The organism is Paenibacillus sp. J22R3, assembly GCF_056269305.1.
Window position 1 is genome coordinate 270,957 of sequence record NZ_JBWDNS010000006.1, and the last position, 21,370, is coordinate 292,326.

The 21,370-nt window shown below is 52.8% G+C and carries 20 protein-coding genes; 6 read left to right on the forward strand and 14 right to left on the reverse strand.

The window, feature by feature from the left end; all coding sequences use genetic code 11:
• Positions 1-12 precede the first annotated feature (12 nt).
• Entirely contained in the window at positions 13-525 is a 513-nt protein-coding gene (locus AC0YN4_RS24745) for a metallophosphoesterase family protein (protein ID WP_475783130.1), read from the reverse strand.
• Between the two features lie 284 nt (positions 526-809).
• Between AC0YN4_RS24745 and AC0YN4_RS24750 the strand changes: the two genes are divergently transcribed.
• The 5 genes from AC0YN4_RS24750 to AC0YN4_RS24770 all read left to right on the forward strand — a co-directional run bounded on the left by AC0YN4_RS24750 (position 810) and on the right by AC0YN4_RS24770 (position 5,304).
• Entirely contained in the window at positions 810-1,280 is a 471-nt protein-coding gene (locus AC0YN4_RS24750; RefSeq protein ID WP_475783131.1) for a GNAT family N-acetyltransferase, read from the forward strand.
• Between the two features lie 87 nt (positions 1,281-1,367).
• The gene (locus tag AC0YN4_RS24755) at positions 1,368-2,960 is read left to right on the forward strand and encodes a plastocyanin/azurin family copper-binding protein (RefSeq protein ID WP_475837042.1); all 1,593 of its coding nucleotides are present in this window, start codon (positions 1,368-1,370) and stop codon (positions 2,958-2,960) included.
• Between the two features lie 10 nt (positions 2,961-2,970).
• On the forward strand, positions 2,971-3,822 hold the full coding sequence (locus tag AC0YN4_RS24760; RefSeq protein WP_475837043.1) for a cupredoxin domain-containing protein: 852 nt from the start codon (positions 2,971-2,973) through the stop codon (positions 3,820-3,822).
• A 112-nt stretch (positions 3,823-3,934) separates the two neighbouring features.
• Positions 3,935-4,507: an RNA polymerase sigma factor gene (locus AC0YN4_RS24765; RefSeq protein ID WP_090980198.1), complete on the forward strand. Its 573-nt coding sequence runs from the start codon at positions 3,935-3,937 to the stop codon at positions 4,505-4,507.
• Positions 4,507-5,304, forward strand: a complete 798-nt coding sequence (locus tag AC0YN4_RS24770) for an anti-sigma factor domain-containing protein (RefSeq protein WP_475783134.1) — start codon at positions 4,507-4,509, stop codon at positions 5,302-5,304. Before AC0YN4_RS24765 ends, AC0YN4_RS24770 begins: the two co-directional genes overlap by 1 nt.
• Here AC0YN4_RS24770 and AC0YN4_RS24775 read toward each other — a convergent pair.
• The 7 genes from AC0YN4_RS24775 to add form a co-directional block, all read right to left on the reverse strand.
• Positions 5,268-7,652, reverse strand: a complete 2,385-nt coding sequence (locus tag AC0YN4_RS24775; RefSeq protein ID WP_475837044.1) for a helicase C-terminal domain-containing protein — start codon at positions 7,650-7,652, stop codon at positions 5,268-5,270. The two genes, AC0YN4_RS24770 and AC0YN4_RS24775, sit on opposite strands and share 37 nt — an antisense overlap.
• Before the next feature lie 98 nt (positions 7,653-7,750).
• A complete protein-coding gene (locus AC0YN4_RS24780) occupies positions 7,751-7,963 on the reverse strand; it encodes a cold-shock protein (protein ID WP_090980204.1) in 213 nt (70 codons plus the stop codon).
• A gap of 77 nt (positions 7,964-8,040) precedes the next feature.
• Entirely contained in the window at positions 8,041-8,241 is a 201-nt protein-coding gene (locus tag AC0YN4_RS24785) for a cold-shock protein (protein WP_025337122.1), read from the reverse strand.
• Between the two features lie 299 nt (positions 8,242-8,540).
• Positions 8,541-9,578 (reverse strand): ThiF family adenylyltransferase, encoded by a 1,038-nt coding sequence (locus AC0YN4_RS24790; protein ID WP_475837045.1) that lies wholly within the window; start codon positions 9,576-9,578, stop codon positions 8,541-8,543.
• A 106-nt stretch (positions 9,579-9,684) separates the two neighbouring features.
• Positions 9,685-9,960 (reverse strand): MoaD/ThiS family protein, encoded by a 276-nt coding sequence (locus AC0YN4_RS24795; RefSeq protein WP_475783136.1) that lies wholly within the window; start codon positions 9,958-9,960, stop codon positions 9,685-9,687.
• Between the two features lie 5 nt (positions 9,961-9,965).
• Positions 9,966-11,060 (reverse strand): WD40/YVTN/BNR-like repeat-containing protein, encoded by a 1,095-nt coding sequence (locus AC0YN4_RS24800; protein ID WP_475783137.1) that lies wholly within the window; start codon positions 11,058-11,060, stop codon positions 9,966-9,968.
• 98 nt (positions 11,061-11,158) lie between these two features.
• On the reverse strand, positions 11,159-12,184 hold the full coding sequence (gene add, locus AC0YN4_RS24805; protein ID WP_475783138.1) for an adenosine deaminase: 1,026 nt from the start codon (positions 12,182-12,184) through the stop codon (positions 11,159-11,161).
• Positions 12,185-12,397: 213 nt separating this feature from the next.
• Between add and AC0YN4_RS24810 the strand changes: the two genes are divergently transcribed.
• On the forward strand, positions 12,398-14,731 hold the full coding sequence (locus AC0YN4_RS24810; protein WP_475837046.1) for a bifunctional diguanylate cyclase/phosphodiesterase: 2,334 nt from the start codon (positions 12,398-12,400) through the stop codon (positions 14,729-14,731).
• Between the two features lie 872 nt (positions 14,732-15,603).
• Here the strand turns inward: AC0YN4_RS24810 and AC0YN4_RS24815 are convergent.
• The 6 genes from AC0YN4_RS24815 to AC0YN4_RS24840 form a co-directional block, all read right to left on the reverse strand.
• Entirely contained in the window at positions 15,604-17,196 is a 1,593-nt protein-coding gene (locus tag AC0YN4_RS24815; RefSeq protein ID WP_475837047.1) for a sensor domain-containing diguanylate cyclase, read from the reverse strand.
• Positions 17,197-17,342: 146 nt separating this feature from the next.
• Positions 17,343-17,498: a hypothetical protein gene (locus AC0YN4_RS24820; RefSeq protein ID WP_475783141.1), complete on the reverse strand. Its 156-nt coding sequence runs from the start codon at positions 17,496-17,498 to the stop codon at positions 17,343-17,345.
• A 5-nt stretch (positions 17,499-17,503) separates the two neighbouring features.
• Positions 17,504-17,800: a ferredoxin family protein gene (locus AC0YN4_RS24825; RefSeq protein WP_090980218.1), complete on the reverse strand. Its 297-nt coding sequence runs from the start codon at positions 17,798-17,800 to the stop codon at positions 17,504-17,506.
• Position 17,801: 1 nt separating this feature from the next.
• Positions 17,802-19,097 carry an FAD-dependent oxidoreductase gene (locus tag AC0YN4_RS24830; RefSeq protein ID WP_475783142.1) on the reverse strand — a complete coding sequence of 432 codons (1,296 nt, stop codon included), beginning with the start codon at positions 19,095-19,097 and terminating at the stop codon, positions 17,802-17,804.
• Positions 19,090-20,112, reverse strand: a complete 1,023-nt coding sequence (locus AC0YN4_RS24835; protein ID WP_475783143.1) for an electron transfer flavoprotein subunit alpha/FixB family protein — start codon at positions 20,110-20,112, stop codon at positions 19,090-19,092. The genes AC0YN4_RS24830 and AC0YN4_RS24835 overlap by 8 nt, the downstream gene beginning before the upstream one ends.
• A complete protein-coding gene (locus tag AC0YN4_RS24840; protein ID WP_475783144.1) occupies positions 20,109-20,939 on the reverse strand; it encodes an electron transfer flavoprotein subunit beta/FixA family protein in 831 nt (276 codons plus the stop codon). The genes AC0YN4_RS24835 and AC0YN4_RS24840 overlap by 4 nt, the downstream gene beginning before the upstream one ends.
• Between the last annotated feature and the right edge of the window lie 431 nt (positions 20,940-21,370).

Sequence of the window (21,370 nt, forward strand, 5' to 3'; positions counted from 1 at the left end):
CTCCCCCTGCTGTCAGCTCTTATCGTCGTAATATACATGATCGGCCGCCACTAAAGCGCCGCCTTCTATTGTAAATATCCCAAACGAATACTGCTTCTGCCTGCGTTTATCTGTCGGCGAGCCCGGATTAAACAGCAGCACGCCGCTTCGCTCCCGAACTAGCGGAACATGAGAATGCCCAAACACGATTACGTCCACGCTGCCCTGCTCGAAGGACCGAAACGCATTCGTCTCCGTATCCTCGCGCTTGCCTGCGCCTAGATGACCATGCACTAAGCCGACACGAAGTCCGCTTATATCGAGCACCTTGCGGTGACCGAATTTGGCGATGATCTCATCTCCGTCATTGTTGCCTGCCACACCCTCCGTCCGAGCATACGCACGCAGCATATCCCATACCGATAACGTCATCCAATCTCCCGCATGCAGAATCGCATCTGCATCCTGAAGCTCCTGTATCAGCCGATCCGGCAGCTTCTTGGCCATCCGTGTCATGTGCGTATCCGATACAACGACTACTTTCATGTCCTCCACTCACCTCTTCACGCTGGCATGGTATTGCATAACACTGCCTGTGTCTTCCACCATGATCCTATTACCTTCATTATTGTGCAAAAGCACCCTCTATTCAACAATAAACAATTTTATTCCTGTAATCTAACACGAATGTGCCGCACTTGAAATATTTTGATCCAAACCCCACCAATTCCCATAAAAAACTGTCATTCACCCCTTGTTTCGTGTTAGATTATATTACATATAGAGCAATTGTTTTGCTCATAGTCGGGTTAGGAAAAGGAGAGAATGCTATGTTCAACATTAGGCGTTATTCCACCGCAGACCATGACGACATCTGGCGGCTTCATCTTCTTGTTATTTCCGCAGCAGGCGTAGAACCGACTCATCAGCATTATCATGATATTTTTCATATCGACGAGCAATATCTGGAGAGCGGCGGCGATTTTCTTGTCGGAACAGGTCAGAATGGTATCGTAGTAGCGATGGGCGGACTGAAAAAGCTCGACGACGATACCGCTGAAATCAAACGACTGCGTGTTCACCCTAACTTTCAGCAGCGCGGCTATGGTCAGATGATGCTGACGAAATTAGAACAACGGGCAAAGGAGCTCGGCTTCCGCCACATTTATTTGGACGCCCTAACCAACCAGCTAGGCGCCAAAAGGTTGTTCCTTACTAACGGCTACGCGCATCGAGGCGCTTCCGTCATCGACGGTTTCTGGATCAATGTGTACGAGAAATCGCTCACCGAAGCCAAATAAATAAGAAAAATCATAAAATCGCTCAAACCGCTAGGCTTATCTCATCGTTACCTCCTAATAGAACGACTATTTTGAGGAGGAAGATCGATGAATAAAGCAAGAAGGTTTGGGCTGTTTTTGCTGACATTAACCGTATGTCTGGCCATGCTTCTCCCCGTTCTTAATGCATCAGCAGCGGAGAGCTCGCCAGCGGTTACAACAGATGCGGCCACAGCCGCTAAGCTTGGCCTGCTGTTAGGTGACGGCGACGGGGTTTCTTCCGCCTATCTCAGCAAGACGTCCACCCGCCTCCAGGCCGCTATTATTTCGTTACGTCTTCAAGGAAAACTAGCAGAAGCTCAAGCTTTCACAGAAAGCGGCAACTTTAAAGACGCTTCTCTCGTAAGTAAAAGCAATCAAGCTATTCTGGCCTATTTGAACGCTCACGCAGAGCTCGGCTGGAACGGTACAGGCAACGGTAATTTCAACCCCCTTGTTTCCATCACAGCGCAGCAGTTCTATAAAGTGCTGCTAGAAGCGCTGGGCTACAAATCCGGCACCGCTTTCCAATACAGCGCTACCTTCACGTTCGCGAAAAGCAAAGGGCTGAAGAACATCTCCGGCGCATCCGAGCTGACCAATGCCGATATCGCCACAGCACTTGTTGAAGCGTTGAACGCGTCGAACGCGAAGGGCGCTACCTTGTTCGCTCAACTGCAGCAGGCGAACGTAATTGCCGCTTCTGCCGTGCTGCCGGCAGGCGAGCACATCGGACTTGGAACCACAGACAAGCTCGGCTCCTACTTAACCGACAGCAAAGGACGTACACTCTACTACTTCACGAAGGACGCTGCCAACTTAGAGTCCTGTCAAGCCGACTGCCTGAAAGCATGGCCGATTTACCATGCAGATCAGCTGCAAATTCCTTCATCCCTAAACGCAGCCGATTTCGGCATGTACATGCGTGCTGACGGCTCCATGCAAACGACGTATAAAGGCTGGCCGCTTTACTATTTTGCCAAAGATATGGCTGCCGGTGATGTGTTTGGTGAAGCTGTCGGCGGCGTATGGTTCGTTGCCAAATCGGATTACTCCGCTATGCTGGGCACGTCCACAAAGCTCGGCAACTACTTAACCGATGCGAACGGGCGCACCTTGTACTATTTTGACAAAGACACAGCCGGAAGCAGCGTTTGTGAAGGTACTTGCTTGGCCAACTGGCCGGCTTATCTGGCTGCAGGTACCAAGGCGCCTACCGGTATTGCAAGCTCTGATTTCGGCGTCATTACGCGCACGGATGGCAGTAAACAATCTACGTACAAAGGCTTCCCGCTTTATTATTTTGTCAAAGACTTGGCTCATGGCGATGTTAACGGACAGGGCCTGAACAACGTTTGGTATGTCATTGATCCCGTTGCTTTCAAAGGTACAACTGCCAGTGCAGAAGTCAAAACCTATCACGTAGATATCAAAGAATATTCCTTCGGCACCGGTCCGCTGACCGTGGAAGCCGGCTCCAAAATCATCTTCACTAACTTCGACGATATGAAACACAATGCGGTTGCAGTTGACGGCAGCTTCGACACCCCATTATTGGCAAAAGGCGAATCGTTTACCATTACGATCAGCAAGCCGGGTACGTACGATTATTTCTGCGAGCCCCACAAGAAGTTCATGACCGGCCAAATTATCGTGAAATGAGTGACTTCGAATGCAGAGGAAAACGAGGAGTAACCGAGTAGGAGCGGCGTGGAACAAAGGATATCTGTTGGTCGCCTTAGGCTTGCTGCTTTGTCTGTCGGTGTCCGCATGCAGCAGCAATAACAATTCTGCCGCTACAGAGAATCATGTCAATCACAGCGAAATGGCGATGAATGACGCAGCAGACTCGCCCGACTCCGGCGAGGACACCTCCGTCAATACCTCAGCAGACGACGGTTCAGCAGCACAGCCAGCTCCTGCGACTGACGATACGCAGGCAGACGACAAGGGCGGTAACACTACAACGGATGACGACGGGACTGCCACGGCAACGGAGCCTAAGACAGACGATTCTAAGACTGCGGCGAAGCCGGATGACGACAAGACAGATCCTAAGCCGGCAGCCGATGATAAAGGCGGCACGAAGGGCGATTCCAACGATGATGCTCATCATGATGATTCGAAGACCACGGCGCCTGCCCCCAAGCCTTCGACGAAGCCCGCAACGAAACCGGCTGCGAAGCCTGAGATGAAGCCGGATGAAGGCACAACAAAGCCCGATAAACCGGCAGCGGGTGAGGGTGATTCCAAAGCCGAAGTGAAGAACAAAACCTATGTAGTCGAGATTAAGGAGTTTGCTTTCACTGTAAGCAGTCTGACCATCCGCCCGGGCGATACCGTGAAATTCATCAATCGGGATAAGGTTAAGCACACTGCCACAGCGGACGATGGCAGCTTCGATACCGGCCTCTTCGGTCTCGATGAAGAAAAGTCCGTTACCTTCGATACCGAAGGGGAATTCTCTTACTACTGCTCGCCTCATCCGGCTATGCAGGCAACCATTATCGTAGCAGCGAAATAATCTTAACGGACAACGTTTCATAGGGTAGCCGCGGCTTTAGCGGTTACCCTCTCTGTTGTTACAATGGTACACTGGTCTTAATTATCGACGTCTGTTCTGGAGGCTTGCCGGTATGCACAATCTTGCTGATCATGAATTGATGCTGCTCATCAAAGCCAAGCAGCACAAGGCGCTGTCCGTTCTATACGATCGCTACGCGGCACTTGTGTATTCGTTTGCGCTGAAGTCGCTAAAGGATGAGCAGTCGGCCCGCGACATTACGCAGTCCGTCTACATGCGGCTGTGGACGACCGAGTCGGACTACAACCCGGACAAAGGCCGTTTCACCAGCTGGCTGTTAACCGTGACGCGAAATATGACAACGGACTGGCTGCGCAAGCAGCGGCGCATTAATGCTCCGCTTCTTCCCTATGTGCCGGAGGAGCTTGAGCGTATTCCTGATGCCGCCGTCACTTCCCCTGAGGAGAGTGCAGAGCGCCAATCACTCAAAGCGCAAATTCGCAGCGCCTATCGCCATCTATCCTCGCAGCAAATTATGCTGCTGGAGCATTTCTACTGGCAGGGATACAGCTTAAGCGAGCTCGCTGCCGCCTATAATCAACCGCTCGGTACCGTGAAGAATCGATTGCATCAAACGCTCAAAATATTACGCAGACATTTGCCGGCAGAAGAGGAGGGATTGTGATGGAGAAGAAAGATACAACGCCTGCATCCCCATGCGAGCTATGTCTGGAATACGTCTCCGGCGCATGCAACGAAGAAGAATCGCTCGCTTTCGAGCTTCATCTCCCTCACTGCGACGCCTGTCAGAAGGAGCTGCTGGAATTGCGCACAGCCTGGGAAGCACTGCCCGTCGATATCGAATGGATCGAGCCCCCTCAAGATCTGAAGCAGCAAGTGATGAATGCCGCGCTTGCCGCTCGTCCGGAAGACATTCTTCCCGACCCTGCAGGCAGTCAAATCGCACAATGGCGGCCAAGAAAACCCAGAAGTCGCTTAGTCAAGCTCAAGCTGCTCCCCGGTCTGCTCGCCGCTTCCATTGCAGGAATCGCGCTGCTGTCCGTGTGGAACATCCAGCTGCGGCACGAGCAGCGAATCGCACCGCTTCCGGTAGAGCAAGCGCTTCACGTATCCGCCGCTCAAATCAACGAGCTTGTTCCGCTGAAGGCACAAGGCCCGCTCGCAGGGAAGTCCTCCGGCGTTGCCTGTATAGTAGATAACGGCCAAAGCCGGCAGTTCGTCGTGTACTTGTTCGGTGCTGCGGCAACCAAAGGCGCGGAAGCCTACCAGGTCTGGCTCGTTAAAGACGGCGTCCGCACGAGTGCCGGCACATTCCGCGTCGGCCAAGCGGATCGCGGAATCGGCCTGCTCGCGATGCCTATCGCTTCAGCGAAGCTCGAGTATGACAGCATCGGCATTACCATTGAGCCCGATGATGAGGGCAATCAACCGCGCGGCACGAAGGTGTTCGGGTCCATCTGATCCTCATTCGCGCGCAGCACACGATAGTTAAGCCACTCCGGCGGCAGAAGCCGGTTATAGTGGGGCTGCAGGTAGCGGTCGTCAATCAACAGCAAGCTTCCGCGATCATGCTCCGAGCGGATGAGACGCCCGCCCGCCTGCAGTACCTTATTCATGCCGGGGTATAAGAACGCATAATCGAATCCATTGCGGTCTGTCCGGTCGAAGTAAGCCTTCATAATGTCACGTTCAAGCCCGACTTGCGGCAATCCAACCCCTACTACAACAACGCCCGTGAGCCGATTCCCGACAAGATCAATTCCTTCCGAGAAAATACCGCCCATTACGGCAAAACCAACCAGCGTTTGCCCGGAGCCTTCCTGAAAAGCAGCCAGAAACCCTTCCCGCTCCTCCTCCGTCATACCCGGCCCTTGCACCATAGTCCTCACCGAACTCGAATTTATACTTGAACCTAAACTGTCACTTGGATCAACAAGCAATTGATACTGCTCATACGCATCATTCATATAGGCATAGGACGGGAAGAAAACCAAATAATTGCCCTGCTTCTCCTGCGTCACCTTCGCTATGAGCGAGGCAATCGGAAATTTCGTCCGTTCCCGATCCTGAAAGCGGGTAGATAATGGCGCAATCGTCACTTCCAGCTGGTCCGCCGAGAAGGGGGATGGAATGACAATACTATAGCTCCCCTCGTTCTCTCCGGCACCCAGCATATCCATGTAGTAATTCAGCGGCATAAGCGTAGCCGAGAAGAATACCATCGCACGGTATCCCTTGCTCATCACCTCAAGCAGATGCGAAGGGTCTAAACAGAACAGTTTGGTGCGCATATCCCCCCGTAAGCACTCTGTATACGCAACGAAACGCTCATCATACAGCTCCGAGATGCGCACGAAGCTTTGACTCCGAAAGTACAAGTCCAGCAGCTCCGGGTTTACGCTGCCCCCAGCCGGTGCAAGCAACTCCTTCTCCGCCGCCGCAGCAAACTGCTCCACCAGGCTCACAAGCGGCTCCGGCAGCGACTCCGTCACCTCCTGCCGCTGTTCGCCGAGTGCTTTGCGCTGCGCGATGTAGTATTGATTGACCGCTTTGGCCGCTCCGTGAACCTCGCTGTTCACCCCTTTGAACGCCCGCTGCATCTCCAGAAAGTCTGCTTTATTGAGGTCACTCGAATACATTTCTCGCGCCCGATCCACCAAATTATGCGCCTCATCAATCAGCAGCGCCGTTTGACGTTTCTGCTCCTCGAACATGCGCTTCAAGCTGACACGCGGATCAAACACATAGTTATAATCGCAAATCATCGCATCTGCCCCATACGCCGCATCCAGCGCAAATTCGAACGGGCAGACCCTGTGTTTACGCGCATATCCTTCTACCACTTCACGTGTAATAAGCGTCTCGTTCGAACGCAAATCAAGCAGCGCCTCATTAATCCGGTCGTAATATCCGTCCGCATACGGGCAATGCTCCTTCGAGCACCGGACTTCCTCTTGGAAACAAATCTTCTCCTTCGCCGTCATCGTGACCACCTGCAGATGCAGCCCCTTCGTCTGCAGCAGCGCGAATGCCTCTTCCGCCGCCGTACGCGTGATTGTCTTCGCCGTTAAATAAACGAAACGCTGCAGCAGCCCAGCCCCAATCGCTTTGACGGATGGGAAAATCGTGGAGATCGTTTTGCCGATGCCTGTCGGTGCCTTAGCAAACAATTTATGGCCCTCGGCGATGGTCTGATAGACAGCACCCGCCAGCTTCCGTTGTCCTTCCCGATAAGCCGCAAAAGGAAAAACGAGTTCCCGGATGCTGCGATTCCGAAGTTCTCGATGCCGTACCTGCTGTGCAGCGCATGCATAATAACTTCGTACCATCTCGTGAACGAACTCCGCAAGCTCCTCATAAGTAACCCGCTGCAGGAAGCGCCTCTCTTCCTCGCTCTCCACTTGTACATAGGTCAGCTGCACCGTCAGCTCCTGAAGCCCACGGTCCTTAGCGATCATATATGCGTAGCACTTAGCCTGCGCCCAATGAACAGGGTACGTATGGCCATTCTCCTCCGGCAGCCTTCCAGCGGTCGATTTAATTTCATCCACAATAAGGCCGCCATCTTCTCCCGCGATGAGCAGCCCATCACAGCGTCCATCAATGACAAAGAGAAGATCATCCATGACGATCTCCGCGCTTACATATACTTCCTTCTGGTCTTGTTCGCCATATTGCTTCTGGATGCGTTGGTGCGCCTTGGTGCCTTCCGTCATGGAGCTCAAGACATGGAAACCTGATTCGATATCTCCGCTCCGATAGGCATACTCCACCAATGCACGTACAGACAGCTGTATATGATCTCCCATGGCATCTCCTTTAGGTCAACCAAATCGAACATTTGTTCCTCAATTGTACCATCTAAACCCTTATCCGCGCAAAAAAAAGCCGTCCCGGGAAGGGACGGCTAGTTTTTTGAGCTTTTTAAAGAGTTGTTGTTGTTCAAGGCCGGAAGCATCTTCATGCTCTTGACCATAGGTGTATGATGCACGTGGCAGGAAGGAGCAACATCGAAGGCGAAGTTGTCCCGCATCCAGCTTTTACAACCTTCTGTCTCACAGCTCCAAATCGCTGTGTTCTCTTCAGGGATATCCTCTACGATTTTCTTGCGATTATACAAGGCGCATCCCTCCCGGAATTATAAAAAAACTGCCCTCAACTTTCGTTAAGGGCAGTTTGTTGTTGTTCGCTATAAAACTACAGTTTTACAACGTTTTCTGCTTGTGGTCCACGGTTGCCTTGAACAACGTTGAACTCAACGCGTTGGCCTTCGTCAAGGGACTTGAAGCCTTCGCCTACGATTGCGGAGAAGTGTACGAATACATCGTTGCCGCCTTCAACTTCGATGAAGCCGAAACCTTTCTCTGCGTTAAACCATTTAACTGTTCCTGTTTGCATTAGGAAAACCTCCAAAATTAAATTAACATGTACTTTTTATTCGTTTAGCAAATAAAAAAATCACACATTGAAAAAGGTACCATCTCGCTTTATGACAACCCTTTTCAATATGTGAATTCAGGTCTTTTCTCACTAAAATCATATTAGCATATCTGTATGCGAAAAGCAACGTGATTCCATTTCTTAACTGTTTCTTTAGGTTGTCTTCACCTGGTCACCTGCAAAGTGCAAGCTATTTCGCTTGCCCTCTGCTATTATGACCGCCACTTTCTTCTTCCATACGTAAATTTACAAAAATTTTACGAACCGATATACCGATCGTAAAGCGACTGCGCTCGATCGAGATCTTCCGTTCCCTGCACGAGCACACGTCCATCTGCGAACAGGACAAGCCGCTCCCCTTCCGGAAGCGACGCCTTGAGCAAATACGGATTCCGCTGCAGCTCGCAGGAGCGCGCAAGCTTGACAGCCATATGCTCCAAGTCAAGCGGTCGCGGGCCGCTTATTTGAACGGTCTCCCTGCCGCATAACGTTACCGGCCGGCCGCCGCCATCCTTTGCCTGCAAGGACGGGAATTGCCGCAACCCGCAGGTTGGACAACTCTCTCTTGCCGGCGGCAGCTTCAAATCCATCATCTGATGCTGCCAAATCTCCAGCGACAGCAAGCCCTGCCGCTGCGCGCCGGTCGCACCGACGATAAACTTGAGCGCCTCTACCGCTTGAAGGGAAGCAATGATATCAATAATCGGCGAGATGACGCCGACGGTATCGCAGGTGTCCCCGCCGCTGTCTCCGGCACCGAGCAGGCAGCGCAGGCAAGAGGTCTGTCCGGGGATAAACACCGCCGTCATGCCATGCGAACTGACGGCACCGCCATAGATGAATGGGATTCCCCGCTTGAAGCACACATCATTGAGCAGCAGCCGGGTTTGAAAGTTATCCGTGCCGTCCAGCACGAGATCCGCACCTGCAAGCAGCTCCTCCGCATTCTCGGCAGTCACATGCGAGACGATTGCCTCCACAGCTACGTCCGCGTTAATAAGCCCAAGCTTCCGCTCTGCAGCCACCACTTTCGGCCTGACCTGCTGCACATCGTCCTCGTCGTACAGCATCTGCCGCTGCAAATTGCTGCGCTCCACATAGTCACGATCAATAATACGCAAGGTGCCGACTCCGGCTCTTGCCATATGATTCGCGATGACAGTGCCGAGCGCCCCCATGCCAACGACAACGACGGTTGCTGCCTCAATTTTCTGCTGCCCGCTCACTCCGATTGGAGGGAACAGCATTTGCCGAGAATAGCGCTCCCGGTAATTGGATTGTTCGTCAAGACTCAAGACCCATCAACCTCTCTTCTTGCAAATCAAGCCGCCCTTCATGCCGGATTGCAGCAGATCTAGGCGGCTCTCTATACCGTTTTATAAGTTATCGCAACCGCTCCGGTTACCCGCCGGAAACAGCCTGCAGCACGCGCAGCTTATCGCCTGCCGCAAGCGGGATATCAAGCCGCTCCAGCCAGGCAATGTTATCGGCATTGTAGTAGAGCAGCACATGCTTTCGCACCTCGCCCTGCTCTGTGTACAAATGTACTTTCAGCAGTGGATATTCCTCGATCAGCAGCTGCAGTGCTTCCTGAAGCGTCCCCGCTTCTAGCTCGAACGAAGATCTGCCCCTCGTGCTGTCGCTCAGCAGAAGCGGCACGGATACTTGAATACGCACGCGCATTACTCCTCTATAATCCAAGGTTTGACCGTCAGAATACGGGAGAACTGTCCGGGCAGCCTGTCCCATGTTACGCCGCGATCAGTCGAGCAGAAGATTTCACCGGATGTCGTGCCGAAATAAAGACCGTACGGATCCAGCGAATCTACAGCCATGGCGTCACGCAGCACGCTGACATGGCGCTCCTCATCAGGCATTACATCGCCAACCGGCTCCCACCGGCTCTCGCCCGGGGCCATGCCGTAAACGAGCAGCTTGCCGCCTCTCATCGAGCGCTGTTCGCTGCTCTCAAGCGGGACAAGGAACAGATCGCCTGTCGGCGAGACGCTGATCGGGAAGCCGAATGGCGCATCATCGCCTTTCAAGGTTAAGCCTTCTTCGATCGCGAACCAGTTGTCGCCGCCATCCGTTGATTTGAACACGCCGCCGTGCTCCTGCATGTAGAGCGTGTTCGAATCCATCGGATCGATTACCATCTTGTGGATGCAGTAGCCGACTTCATCCGAAGGCTGTCCCGTAGGGACGCGTGCAAGCCCATTGTTGCACGCTTTCCAAGTTTCGCCGCCGTCCTCGGAACGGAAGACGCCGACCGCTGACATGGCAACCCACATCCGATGCTTATTCGACGGATCGATAATAATCGTATGCAAGCACATGCCTCCTGCACCCGGGAACCAGTTTGGCCGGGTTGGGTGCTCCGTCAAGCCTTTCAGCTCGCGCCAATTCACGCCGCGATCATAGCTGACGAACAATCCCGCTTCCTCGGCCCCGGCATACAGCGTATCCGGCTCTGCCCCGGGTACGAGCTGCCATATTCGATTCAAGGAGAATCCGCTCTCTTGGGAGTAAGACGGGCCGTTCTCCACTTGCGTCCAGCTTTCGCCGAAATCATCCGATACGCGGATAGAAGCACCGTAAGCCGCATGCGAAGTACCGGCATAAATCCGATTGCCGTGACGGCTGTCTCCAAGCACGCTGTACACTTCCCAGCCCGGAAGAAAAGGTCCGCTCAGCTTCCATTCTTTCCGTTCCAGATCCGAGGTGTATTGAAATACCCCTTTATTCGTCCCAATTAACAAAACAACCCGTTGTCCCATTGTAGCGAATTCCTCCTTGGCATTTTGGCTGAATCCTTCTCCTTAATCTTCGATGAAGAAAGTTGAAAATCCTGCCAACAACCGAACGAGTGATCGCATTATTTTATCCCGAGTTCCTGCAGCTCTTGGTCGACGCGTTGTTTCAGCGCCTTCTTCTCCGAGTCCTCCAAGAAGGCTGCATTTACGCCATTGCGAATGATTGATGCCAGTTCCGTATCGGTAAAATCAAACTTCTCCGAAACAATGCGATATTCGCGCGTAATGTCCGTGCCCGAGACGCTCGGATTATCCGTATTCAGCGTGACGATCAGCCCTTGCTCGAAATAATCGCGGATCGGATAGACATCCCAATCTGCTACAGCCTTTGTCTGAATATTGCTGACCGGGCACATTTCAAGCGGAATGCGCTGCTCCAGCATCATTTGGAGAATGGCCGGATTCTCTCGCAGACGGACGCCGTGACCGATCCGCGACGCACCAAGGTTCTTGACGGCTTCATAGACATTCTCAGCCCCTGCCGCTTCGCCGGCGTGAATCGTGACAGGCAATGATCGCTTGTGCGCAAGCGAAAACACTTCGCGGAACAGCTCCGGCGGGTATGACGCCTCGTCCCCCGCCAAATCAACGGCGACCAGACCGCGTCCGGCATATTGGGCGGCCGCTTCAATCACTTCCAAATTTTCCTCACGGCCATGATGGCGCATGCAGATCGCAATTGCCCGGCCCTTAATGTCAAACTGCTGCTCAGCGCGCTTCATGCCCTCAATCACATGATGGATCGCTTCCTCCGGTCGGAGCCCGCGAAGTCTGTGAAGCTGCGGCGCGAATCTGACTTCGATGTAGCGGCAATTGTGCGAGGCGGCTTGCGCCAACGTTTCATACGCCACGCGTTCCAGCGCAGCGCCTGACTGCATGAACCGGGTCGTGAAACCAAACTTGCTTAAGTACTCCGGCAAGCTGCGGCACTCATCGTCAACCTGCATGTAAGGAATCAGGCCTGCCGCATCGTTTACCGGCAGTTCGATACCTTCGGCTGCAGCGATATCAAGGACGGTGGCCGGCAAGAGACTTCCGTCCAGATGAACATGAAGATCTACCTTAGGTAATTGATGCCATCTATTCATACGGCTGTTCATCCCTTCTCTATGTAAATAAGTGATCATCCCGGGTGGTATCGTAACGATCTGCCGATAGTTGCTGCTAGTGTAGCCCTATGGCAGAGATTTAATAAGAAGACAGCATATTATACCGAAGAGTGGAGGAATTTGTCGATTCATGACGAATTGATAACGACTGGTTATTATTTCCCTTCATATGCTTGAGAGGAGTTCTACATCTTGTATAACCTAAATGATGACTCGCAATTAAGATACACGACTCCCCGTAAGACTTGGTTCGTCTTGTTCCTCAGCGCGCTGCTTCTGGGCAGCTGCTTCTGGTGGATTACAAGCGCCTACAGCCGCTGGCTGCATAAAGAAGTCTATCACGACGCATCCGTAGAGTTGGCTGCAAATGCCTCCTCGCTAACGCTGGCTCTTGAGCGCAGACTGCTGCTCTCAGACGGGCTTAAAGCTTTTGTGGATACCTCGCTGATGGACTCGCATAAGCTCGATGCTAACCACTTTAACAGTTTCGCCAAAAGTTTCATCGGTCCTATCCAAGGCATTCGCAATTTGTCCGTCTATCCCGGCGGCATTGCCGAATTTGTCTATCCTCTTCAAGGCAATGAGAACGTCATTGGGCTTAATCTCTTCAAACATTCCAATCCTGATATCCGCGAGAATGCGCTGCGAACCCAACATCTGAACGTCAAAACCATCTTCGGTCCATTCGAGCTTACACAAGGCGGGCTCGGGTTATTGTCCAGACAAGCGGTCTTCGTTCAACGTGAGTTCTGGGGTTTCGTCTCCATCGTACTTGATGTGCCGCCGATTCTGGAAGAGGCCGGGCTGACGCAGGTGAATAAGGGCATTGATCTGGCTGTCAAAGCGGGCAAAAACGTGATCTACGGTGACGCAAGCCTCTACGAGCGGTCTCCGCTGCTGGAGAAGGTCTATCTGGCTGAAGGAAATTGGGAGATTGCCGCACTTCCGAATAAAGCGAAGTTAAATGCTATTGATACGAAGGTACAGATTATTCAGCTGATTTTCCTCTTGGCCCTGATTCTGCTTATCTATTTAATTTATATTCAATTGACTCAGAAACATAAGCTGCAAGTGATGGTGAATGAGCGGACGAATAATTTGACGCGCACCAATCAACAGCTGGAATCAACGTACGAGGAACTCATTGCTACCGAGGATGAGCTGCGCACTCAATATCGGCTGCTGGAAGGCACGGAGCGGACACTTCGCCAGATGGCTTATCGCGATACGGTAACCGGGCTTAACAACCGGATTTTCTTCCAAGAACGGCTCGAAGAAATCATCCTCATGGCCGGCAGTAAGAACCGCCGCTTCGCGCTGCTCTTTATCGATTTGGATCAATTCAAGCTCATTAACGATACGCTCGGCCATTCTTATGGCGATTTGCTGCTTAAAGAGGTCGGCGAGCGGATGACGATGCTGCTGACCAAAGGGGAATCGTTCTCGCGGATTGGCGGCGACGAATTCACGATTATTTTGCCATATCTGAAGGATCAGGCGCATCTACACCAAATGGCGCAGCAAGTTGTGAACTTGTTCCAGCAGCCTTTCGTTCTGCAAGGAATGGAGTATTATGTGACCGCAAGCATCGGTGTCACGGTCTTCCCTGAACATAGCGAGGATGCGGAGCTGCTCATGAAGTATGCGGATGCTGCGATGTACCGGGCAAAGGAAGAAGGCAAGAACAACTACCGGATCTATGACGATACGCTGAATGCCGATGTGCAGGAGAAGATTTATATCAAGAACAGCCTGCGGCGCGCGCTGGAGCACAATGAATTCGAGATTTACTACCAACCGCAGCTGGAGATTAAGACGAGGAAGATCATCGGGCTTGAGGCATTAATTCGTTGGAATCATCCGAAGCGCGGACATATTCCGCCGTCCATCTTCATCCCCATAGCGGAAGAATGCGGTTTAATTGAACCGATCGGGGAGTGGGTGCTGCGAACGGTATGCGCGCAGAGCAAGGTGTGGCAGGACGCCGGCGCTGAGCCCATTCGGGTCGCTGTTAACTTGTCCGCTCGCCAATTCAACCAGCGGAACAAGCTTACGGAGCTCATAAAGTCGATTCTGGCCGAGACCGGACTTGATCCCGCTTATCTGGAGCTGGAAATTACCGAGAACCTGGCTATGCAGGACGAGAACGCGACTATCTTACAGGAGCTGCGCAATCTCAATATTACGATTTCCATCGATGATTTCGGGACGCATTATTCGTCCCTAAGCTATCTGAAGCGACTGCCCATCGACAAAATCAAGATCGATCGCACGTTCGTAAACGGCATCTCCAAGGAACCCAAGGATGAGGCTATCATTCTGGCGATCATGCTGATGGCCAGTCATCTGGGCCTAACCATCATCGCCGAAGGCGTGGAAACGACGGACCAGCTGTTCTTCCTGCAGCAGAACCACTGCCATGACATTCAAGGCTTCTTGTACTATCCGCCTCAGCAGGCAGATACGGTTCTTCGTATCCTAAACAGCCACTCACCGGATAGCCTGCTCGCAGCAGAGAAGCAGTAGGAGAGTAGAAATGAAGTAGACGCTGGGATGTAGAGCGCGGGATGTAGAGCGCGGGATGTAGAGCGCGGGATGTAGAGTGCGGGATGTAGAGTGCGGGATGTAGAAAGAGCAGCTCTCGGCTGAGAGCTGCTCTTTTGGATGCCGCCGAAGTAGTCTCGACTGCCACTTTGGTGTCTATGCGTTCACGAACAAAACTTTAACGGTTGTCAGCGTGGCTATTTTATAAAAATTAGCCTTTTGAAAAGTCTAACGGTTGTGACAGACGTTATTTGCAGCAAATAGGTCGATTCCCAGTGGAAAGCGTTCAAATAAGCTCGCTGGCAACCGTTACAGTTTAAAAAGGGGCTATATAAGTCAAATAACCACTGTCACAACCGTTAGAGTTAGAATGCGACAAAGCATGCGCTCATCGCAGAAATATAGAACATAAAGCGTTTGCTCTCGTGGCATCTGGAGGCGAACCAACCGACGTTAGATCATACTATTACTTCTCGATGCACTGGAAAAAGGAGCAGCTCTCGGCTGAGAGCTGCTCCTTTTTGTTTTGTATGGACTCGTTTGCGGTGTGTTGCTCCAGGAGCTGCTCTTTCGCTCATTTCGCCAACTTCGCTCCGATGTGCTCCATGAGCCACTCTTCCGCTCTTTTCTCCAGCTTCGCGCTGATGTGTTGCTCCACGGACCACTCTTTCGCTCATTCCACCAATTTCGTCGCTTGTGTGTTGCTCTGCGAGCTACTCTTTCGCTCATTTCGCCAACTTCGCTCCGATTTGTTGCTCCACGGACCACTCTTTCGCTCATTCCACCAATTTCGCGCTGATGTGTTGCTCTGCGAGCTACTATTCCGCTGGCTACTGCCCTACCATGCGCGGCGGCTAGAGCATATGCGCCGGAGCAGCGGTATTCGCCAACTCCACGCGGTTGCGGCCCAGGTGCTTGGCGCGGTAGAGCGCCTCGTCCGCATCGCGGAACAGGCCGGCTGCATCCTGCGCCGTGTCCGGATATCGCGTGATGCCCATCGACAGCGTGACAGGCCTTCCGACGGGGCTGTCCGTTTCTTCCATGATGGCGCGCAGGTTCTGCGCGTAGACCATCGCCGTCCCAAGCCCCGTTTCCGGCAGAAGCACGACAAATTCTTCCCCGCCATATCTGCAGCAAATATGGTTCTCCTCGAACTGTGCTTGCATGTTGGCAGCCAGAAACCGCAATACTTCATCGCCCATTTCATGGCCATACGTGTCATTGACCTGCTTAAAGTGGTCCAAATCCAGCATCATGATGACAAAAGGCATCTCCTCCGCAATCCATGTGCGGATGTAGAGATCCATCGTCCGCCGATTGTACAATCCGGTGAGCGGATCCGTCTGTGCCTCCTGCGATAAATGATCGAATCTGCTGCGGATTTGTTTGACAGCCAGCACGAATGCCCGGTGCATCGCGTTCGCTTCACGGTTCCAGGAATGAATGCGAGGGACTTCCTCTCGCACGGATTTATTGGTCAACAGCATAGAGGCGAAAGTAGAAAGCTTCGTCAGCGGCTCTGACATTTTGCCGATCAGCCAATAGATAACGAGCAGCAAGATTGCCAGAATCGGAGCCATATACAGGGCAACCTTAAGAATCGGACGTTTCGACGCCGTTAGGATGACGTCAGTCGGCGTCTGCGTGACCACGCCCCACCCGGTCTCCTTCATATAGGTGTAGCTTGCCAGCATATCGACCCCACGCGAGTTAATGATCCGTTTCACACCGCTGTGCCCAGAGAGCATATCCGCAAAGATCGGATTGACAATATCGCGCTCGCCAATACGGCTCTTATCCGGATGATACAGCATAGCCCCGGATGCACTGACCACATATGCGTAAGTACCATTGCCGGACTGTCCGGCATCCCCTAGAATCGTATTCAGCAAATTGGTCTCGTGCAGACGGATTGTCCCGCCGATGTAACCCAAATATTCGCCGTCAACGCTCCACAGCGGATGGCTCACCATAATAATCAATTGATCAGCCGCACTGATATAGGGCTCCGAAATGAGCGGCTTTCGTTCCTTCAGCGCCTGATTCGCACCATCCGTTTCGATAGTTTTGCCTTTAAGGCCTGTATCGGTTTCCGACGCAATGCTGATCACTTTACCGGTCTTGTCGACCACAACGACCGCTTTGTACATCGGGTTCGTTTGTTGAATAAGCTTCACTTGCTCGTCCAGATCAGGACGATACAGGCCGCCCTTCGCGATATGCTCGGCGTTGTACTTGAGGTTCTTCTTCATCGAAGCGAACAGCTCATTGACCGTTTCGCTGATCTTAGTCGTATACATATGATTAAGCTGGAAATTCATCGTCATCAGTGAGTTCTTCTCGTTGCGATAGCTGATCAACAGGCTGATTCCCAGTGTAATCAGTACAGATGCAACGACGAGCACGCTAACCATGGTTCGAATCGAAAATCCCTTTGCTCGGAGCATGCACATGCCCCCTTTCAAGCTGATCAGAGATAATTCGACAAAAATCGCCATAGTTCCTGCATCCCGCGCGCACTCACGAAATAAAAAACCGCTTCCTGCTATAGGCAGGAGAGCGGTCCATTCCATCCAAACTTACGTATACGCTTTCAATACCGAAGCTGAGCCTTCTCCAGCAGCTCTTCCCGCTCCCAGCTTACGAACTGATCCTCCCAAGCTACGTGGTATAAGCCTTCTCCGGCTTCCATTACCGTACCTCTCGTGCCGTCCAGCAAGAACACAACGCAATCTCCGACCTCGAACATCGTTATCACCCCAGTCTGAAAACGATTCCGTGACCACCTTTCGGATATTCCCACTTGATGTTCTGATGCGGACAGCCGATGCGGCAGCTCCCGCATTCATGACAGCCTTCATAGCCGACATGCATGCGGATCTCCTCCCATTTGTACACCTCCGCCGGACAGAAAATCGTACAAATTTTGTCCGGACAGCTCGACATGCACACCTCGGCATCGAGTACGGTCAAATGCGACTTCGTATCGGCATTGAACCGTAAGAGGTACTGCTTCTCCTCGATGGACTGCCCTTTCGCCAGATCGCTCATTTCACTTCATCACCTTCCAGGCCCGGTACATATCCCGCGCGATTTTCACCTTCTCTTTCGCCGTGCCGATATCCCGCCATATCTTCTTCTGTTTCTCCCGCTTGGAGGTGCCGTCTACCGTGAACATTTGGCTGGCCGCACGGTTCATCATCGGAATGTACTGCTCGAAGAATTGCGGAAACTTGTCAAAATGATGCGTGGAGTCTTTGTATTTCTTCAAATCCTTCCCAACGAAGCTGCCCATCAGCGCCAACTTGTAATGTTCGAGAAAGGCTTCCGAGAAATCCTCGGCTTCTTTGGCCAGCACGACCGTCTCCGCGGCCAGACGTCCTGACGTCATCGCCATATTGGAGCCCTCGCGGTGAATCGCGTTAACGAGCTGCGCCGCGTCGCCAACGACGAGCACGCCATTGCCGACCACCTTCGGCATGGAGTGGTAGCCACCCTCGGGAATGAGATGGGCCAGATATTCCTGCGGCTCTGCGCCTTGCACAAACGGACGAATCATGGGGTGATTCTTGACATAGTCGAGTAAGTGATGAGGCTTTAGCTTATGCTTGATCATGCCCGAAAGCAACGTGCCCACGCCAAGGCTGAGTGTATCTTTATTCGTGTAGAGGAACCCCGTACCGAGAATGCCCTTCGTGGCATCCCCGAACAGCTCAATCGTGCAGCCCTGTCCTTCCTCCAGGTTAAAGCGGTCCTCGATGACCTTCTTATCCAGCTTCAAAATCTCCATCGTCGCAAGCGCCACTTCATCCGGTCTAAACTCTTTGTGGAAGCCTAGCGACTTGGCGAGCAGCGAATTCACGCCATCGGCGAGCACGACAACGTCAGCATAGAGCTGGCCGTCCGGGCGGTCAGTCTGAACGCCTACGACTTTGCCGTTCTCAACAATGCAGGAGAGGACGACCGTCTCATTGATGAGCAGCGCCCCTTGCTCCACCGCTTTGCTCGCGAACCACTGGTCAAACTTGGCCCGCAGTACGGTGAAATTGTTATAGGGTTCCCGTGCCCATTCCAGCCCTTTATAACCGAACGTCGTAGCCGATTCTTTATCCATCATCATGAAGCGCTGCTCTACGATGGGCCGCTCTACCGGCGCTTCCTTATAGAATTCCGGAATGATATCCTCCATCATCTGCCGATACAGCACGCCGCCCATGACGTTCTTCGAGCCGGGATACTCCCCCCTCTCAATCAGCAGCACCTTCACGCCTGCCTTCGCCAGCTCGTAAGCGCAGGCAATTCCGGCAGGCCCTGCGCCTACGACGATACAATCAAACTTCTCAGGCATAGTTACTCTCCTTCCCAAGCGCAAGCTTGAACTGCTCGATCAGCAGCGGCACAATTTCGAAGGCATCACCTACGATGCCGTAGTGGCAGGATTGGAAGATCAGCGCGCCGGGATCTTTATTAATCGCAATAATGAGTCCGGAATTCTGCATGCCCACAATATGTTGGATCGCCCCGGAAATTCCGATGGCAAAATAAATCTTAGGCGTCACCGTCACACCGGTCTGCCCGACCTGATGATGATGGCCAACCCAGCCGGCTTCGACGACATCCCGGCTCGCGCCTACGGCAGCTCCGATAACGTCCGCGAACTCGTGGATGAGCTGGAATCCGGCCGGGCTGCCGAGCCCCTTGCCGCCGGCGACGATAATATCCGCTTCGTCGATCCGTACCGTCTGCACGGTATTGCGCACGATTTCGAGCACCTTCGTCCGGACATCGTCCTCGTGAAGCTCGATGGACTCCTCAATAACCGTACCCTCTCGAGTCGTGTCCCGCGGTAGCGCCCGTACCACCTTCGGTCTTACCGTGGCCATTTGCGGCCGGTATTTCTTGCATAGAATCGTCGCCATGATGTTGCCGCCGAAGGCGGGACGGCTTGCGAGAAGAAGACCTGTGTCCTCTTCCACGTCCAGCTGCGTAGTATCGGCGGTAAGGCCTGTCGGGAGGTCTGTGGCAACAGCGCTTGCCAAGTCCTTACCCGTCGAAGTTGCGCCGTAGAGGATAATCTCGGGCTTGTATTTCTCCGTACAGGCGAGGAGCGCCTGCATGTACGTTTCGGTACGGTAATGCTTGAAAATCGGCGCGTCGTAGACATAAACTTGATCCGCGCCGTAATAGATGGCTTCCTGTGCAAGCGCGCTCACCCCATCGCCAATAATAACGCCGGCCAGCTCGGTTTTGCGTTTATCCGCCAACTGCCTGCCAGCGCCAAGCAACTCCCGCGCAACGGGTACAATTGCACCGTCCTTGATCTCCATGAACACCCAGATGCCGCGGTAATCCTCGAAGCTCATGACGATTCCCCCCTCGCTTGGAACAGTTCCTTCTTCTCCAGCAGCACGGTCAGCAGCTGGCTGACTTGCTCTCTTGCCGCGCCATCCAGCATCTGTCCGCCCTGCGGCTTCTGCGGAGCCCACACCGACGATACGATCGTCGGCGAGCCTTTAAGACCAAGCTGCGCCTTATCCACATCCTCCAGCTCATTAACGGACCAAATGTACGGGTTGTATCTGGCTGCTCGCAGCATGTTCGGCATCGTGGAGTAAGGGACCTCGTTAATGTCCTTCTCAACAGAGAACAGACAAGGCAGCGTCGAGGAGATCACCTCGTAGCCGTCCTCCAGCTTCCGGTGGAGAATCGCGATGCCTTTCTCCTTGTCGATCTCGACGATCTTCTTCACCGAGGTCAGCGGCGGAATGTCGAGCCGCCGCGCGATGCCCGGTCCCACTTGGCCGGTATCGCCGTCGATTGTCATTTTGCCGCAGATGATCAGGTCAATCGGCTTTTCCTTGGCGATTTTGTTAAGCGCTTTCGTTAAGGCATAACTCGTGGCCAGTGTGTCCGCTCCGGCGAAAGCACGGTCGGAAATCATATACCCCTCATCTGCGCCGATCTCGATGCATTTGCGAATCGCTTTAACAGCCGGCGGCGGACCCATGGTGAGCACCGAGACCGTTCCCCCGTAACGCTGCTTCAGTCGAACCGCTTCTTCAACCGCATGCGCGTCATAGGGATTCAGAATCGCCGGCGCGCTGGCACGATCCATCGTGTTGGTTTTGGGGTTCATCTTGATGATTTTCGTATCCGGCACTTGCTTAATGCAGGCGACAATATGAAGCATCCCTTCAGCACCTCTCGTCTAAATACTAAAATATATAAGAGACAGCCCCAGAAAATGCCTGTCACGGCGGAAAGGCTTGAACATTATTGTTCAAGCCTTTCCTATGTGTCGAGAAACCCTCCGCGATGAACGCATGCTTTGTCGCTTCCAACTCTAACGGTTGTCACAGTGGTTATTGGGCATAAATTCGCCTATTTTATTTTCTAACGGTTGCCAGCGAGCTTATTTGAACGTTTTCCACTAGGTATAGCCCCATATGCTGTAAATAACGTCTGCCACAACCGTTAGCCTTTCAACAAGGCTTATTTGCATGAAATAGCCACGCTGACAACCGTTAAACTTTAATCCCACCGAAACCGAGACTTGTCGAGGAGATTAAAGGCTTGAACATTATTGTTCAAGCCTCCGTGAATATCACCCACGCACATCGG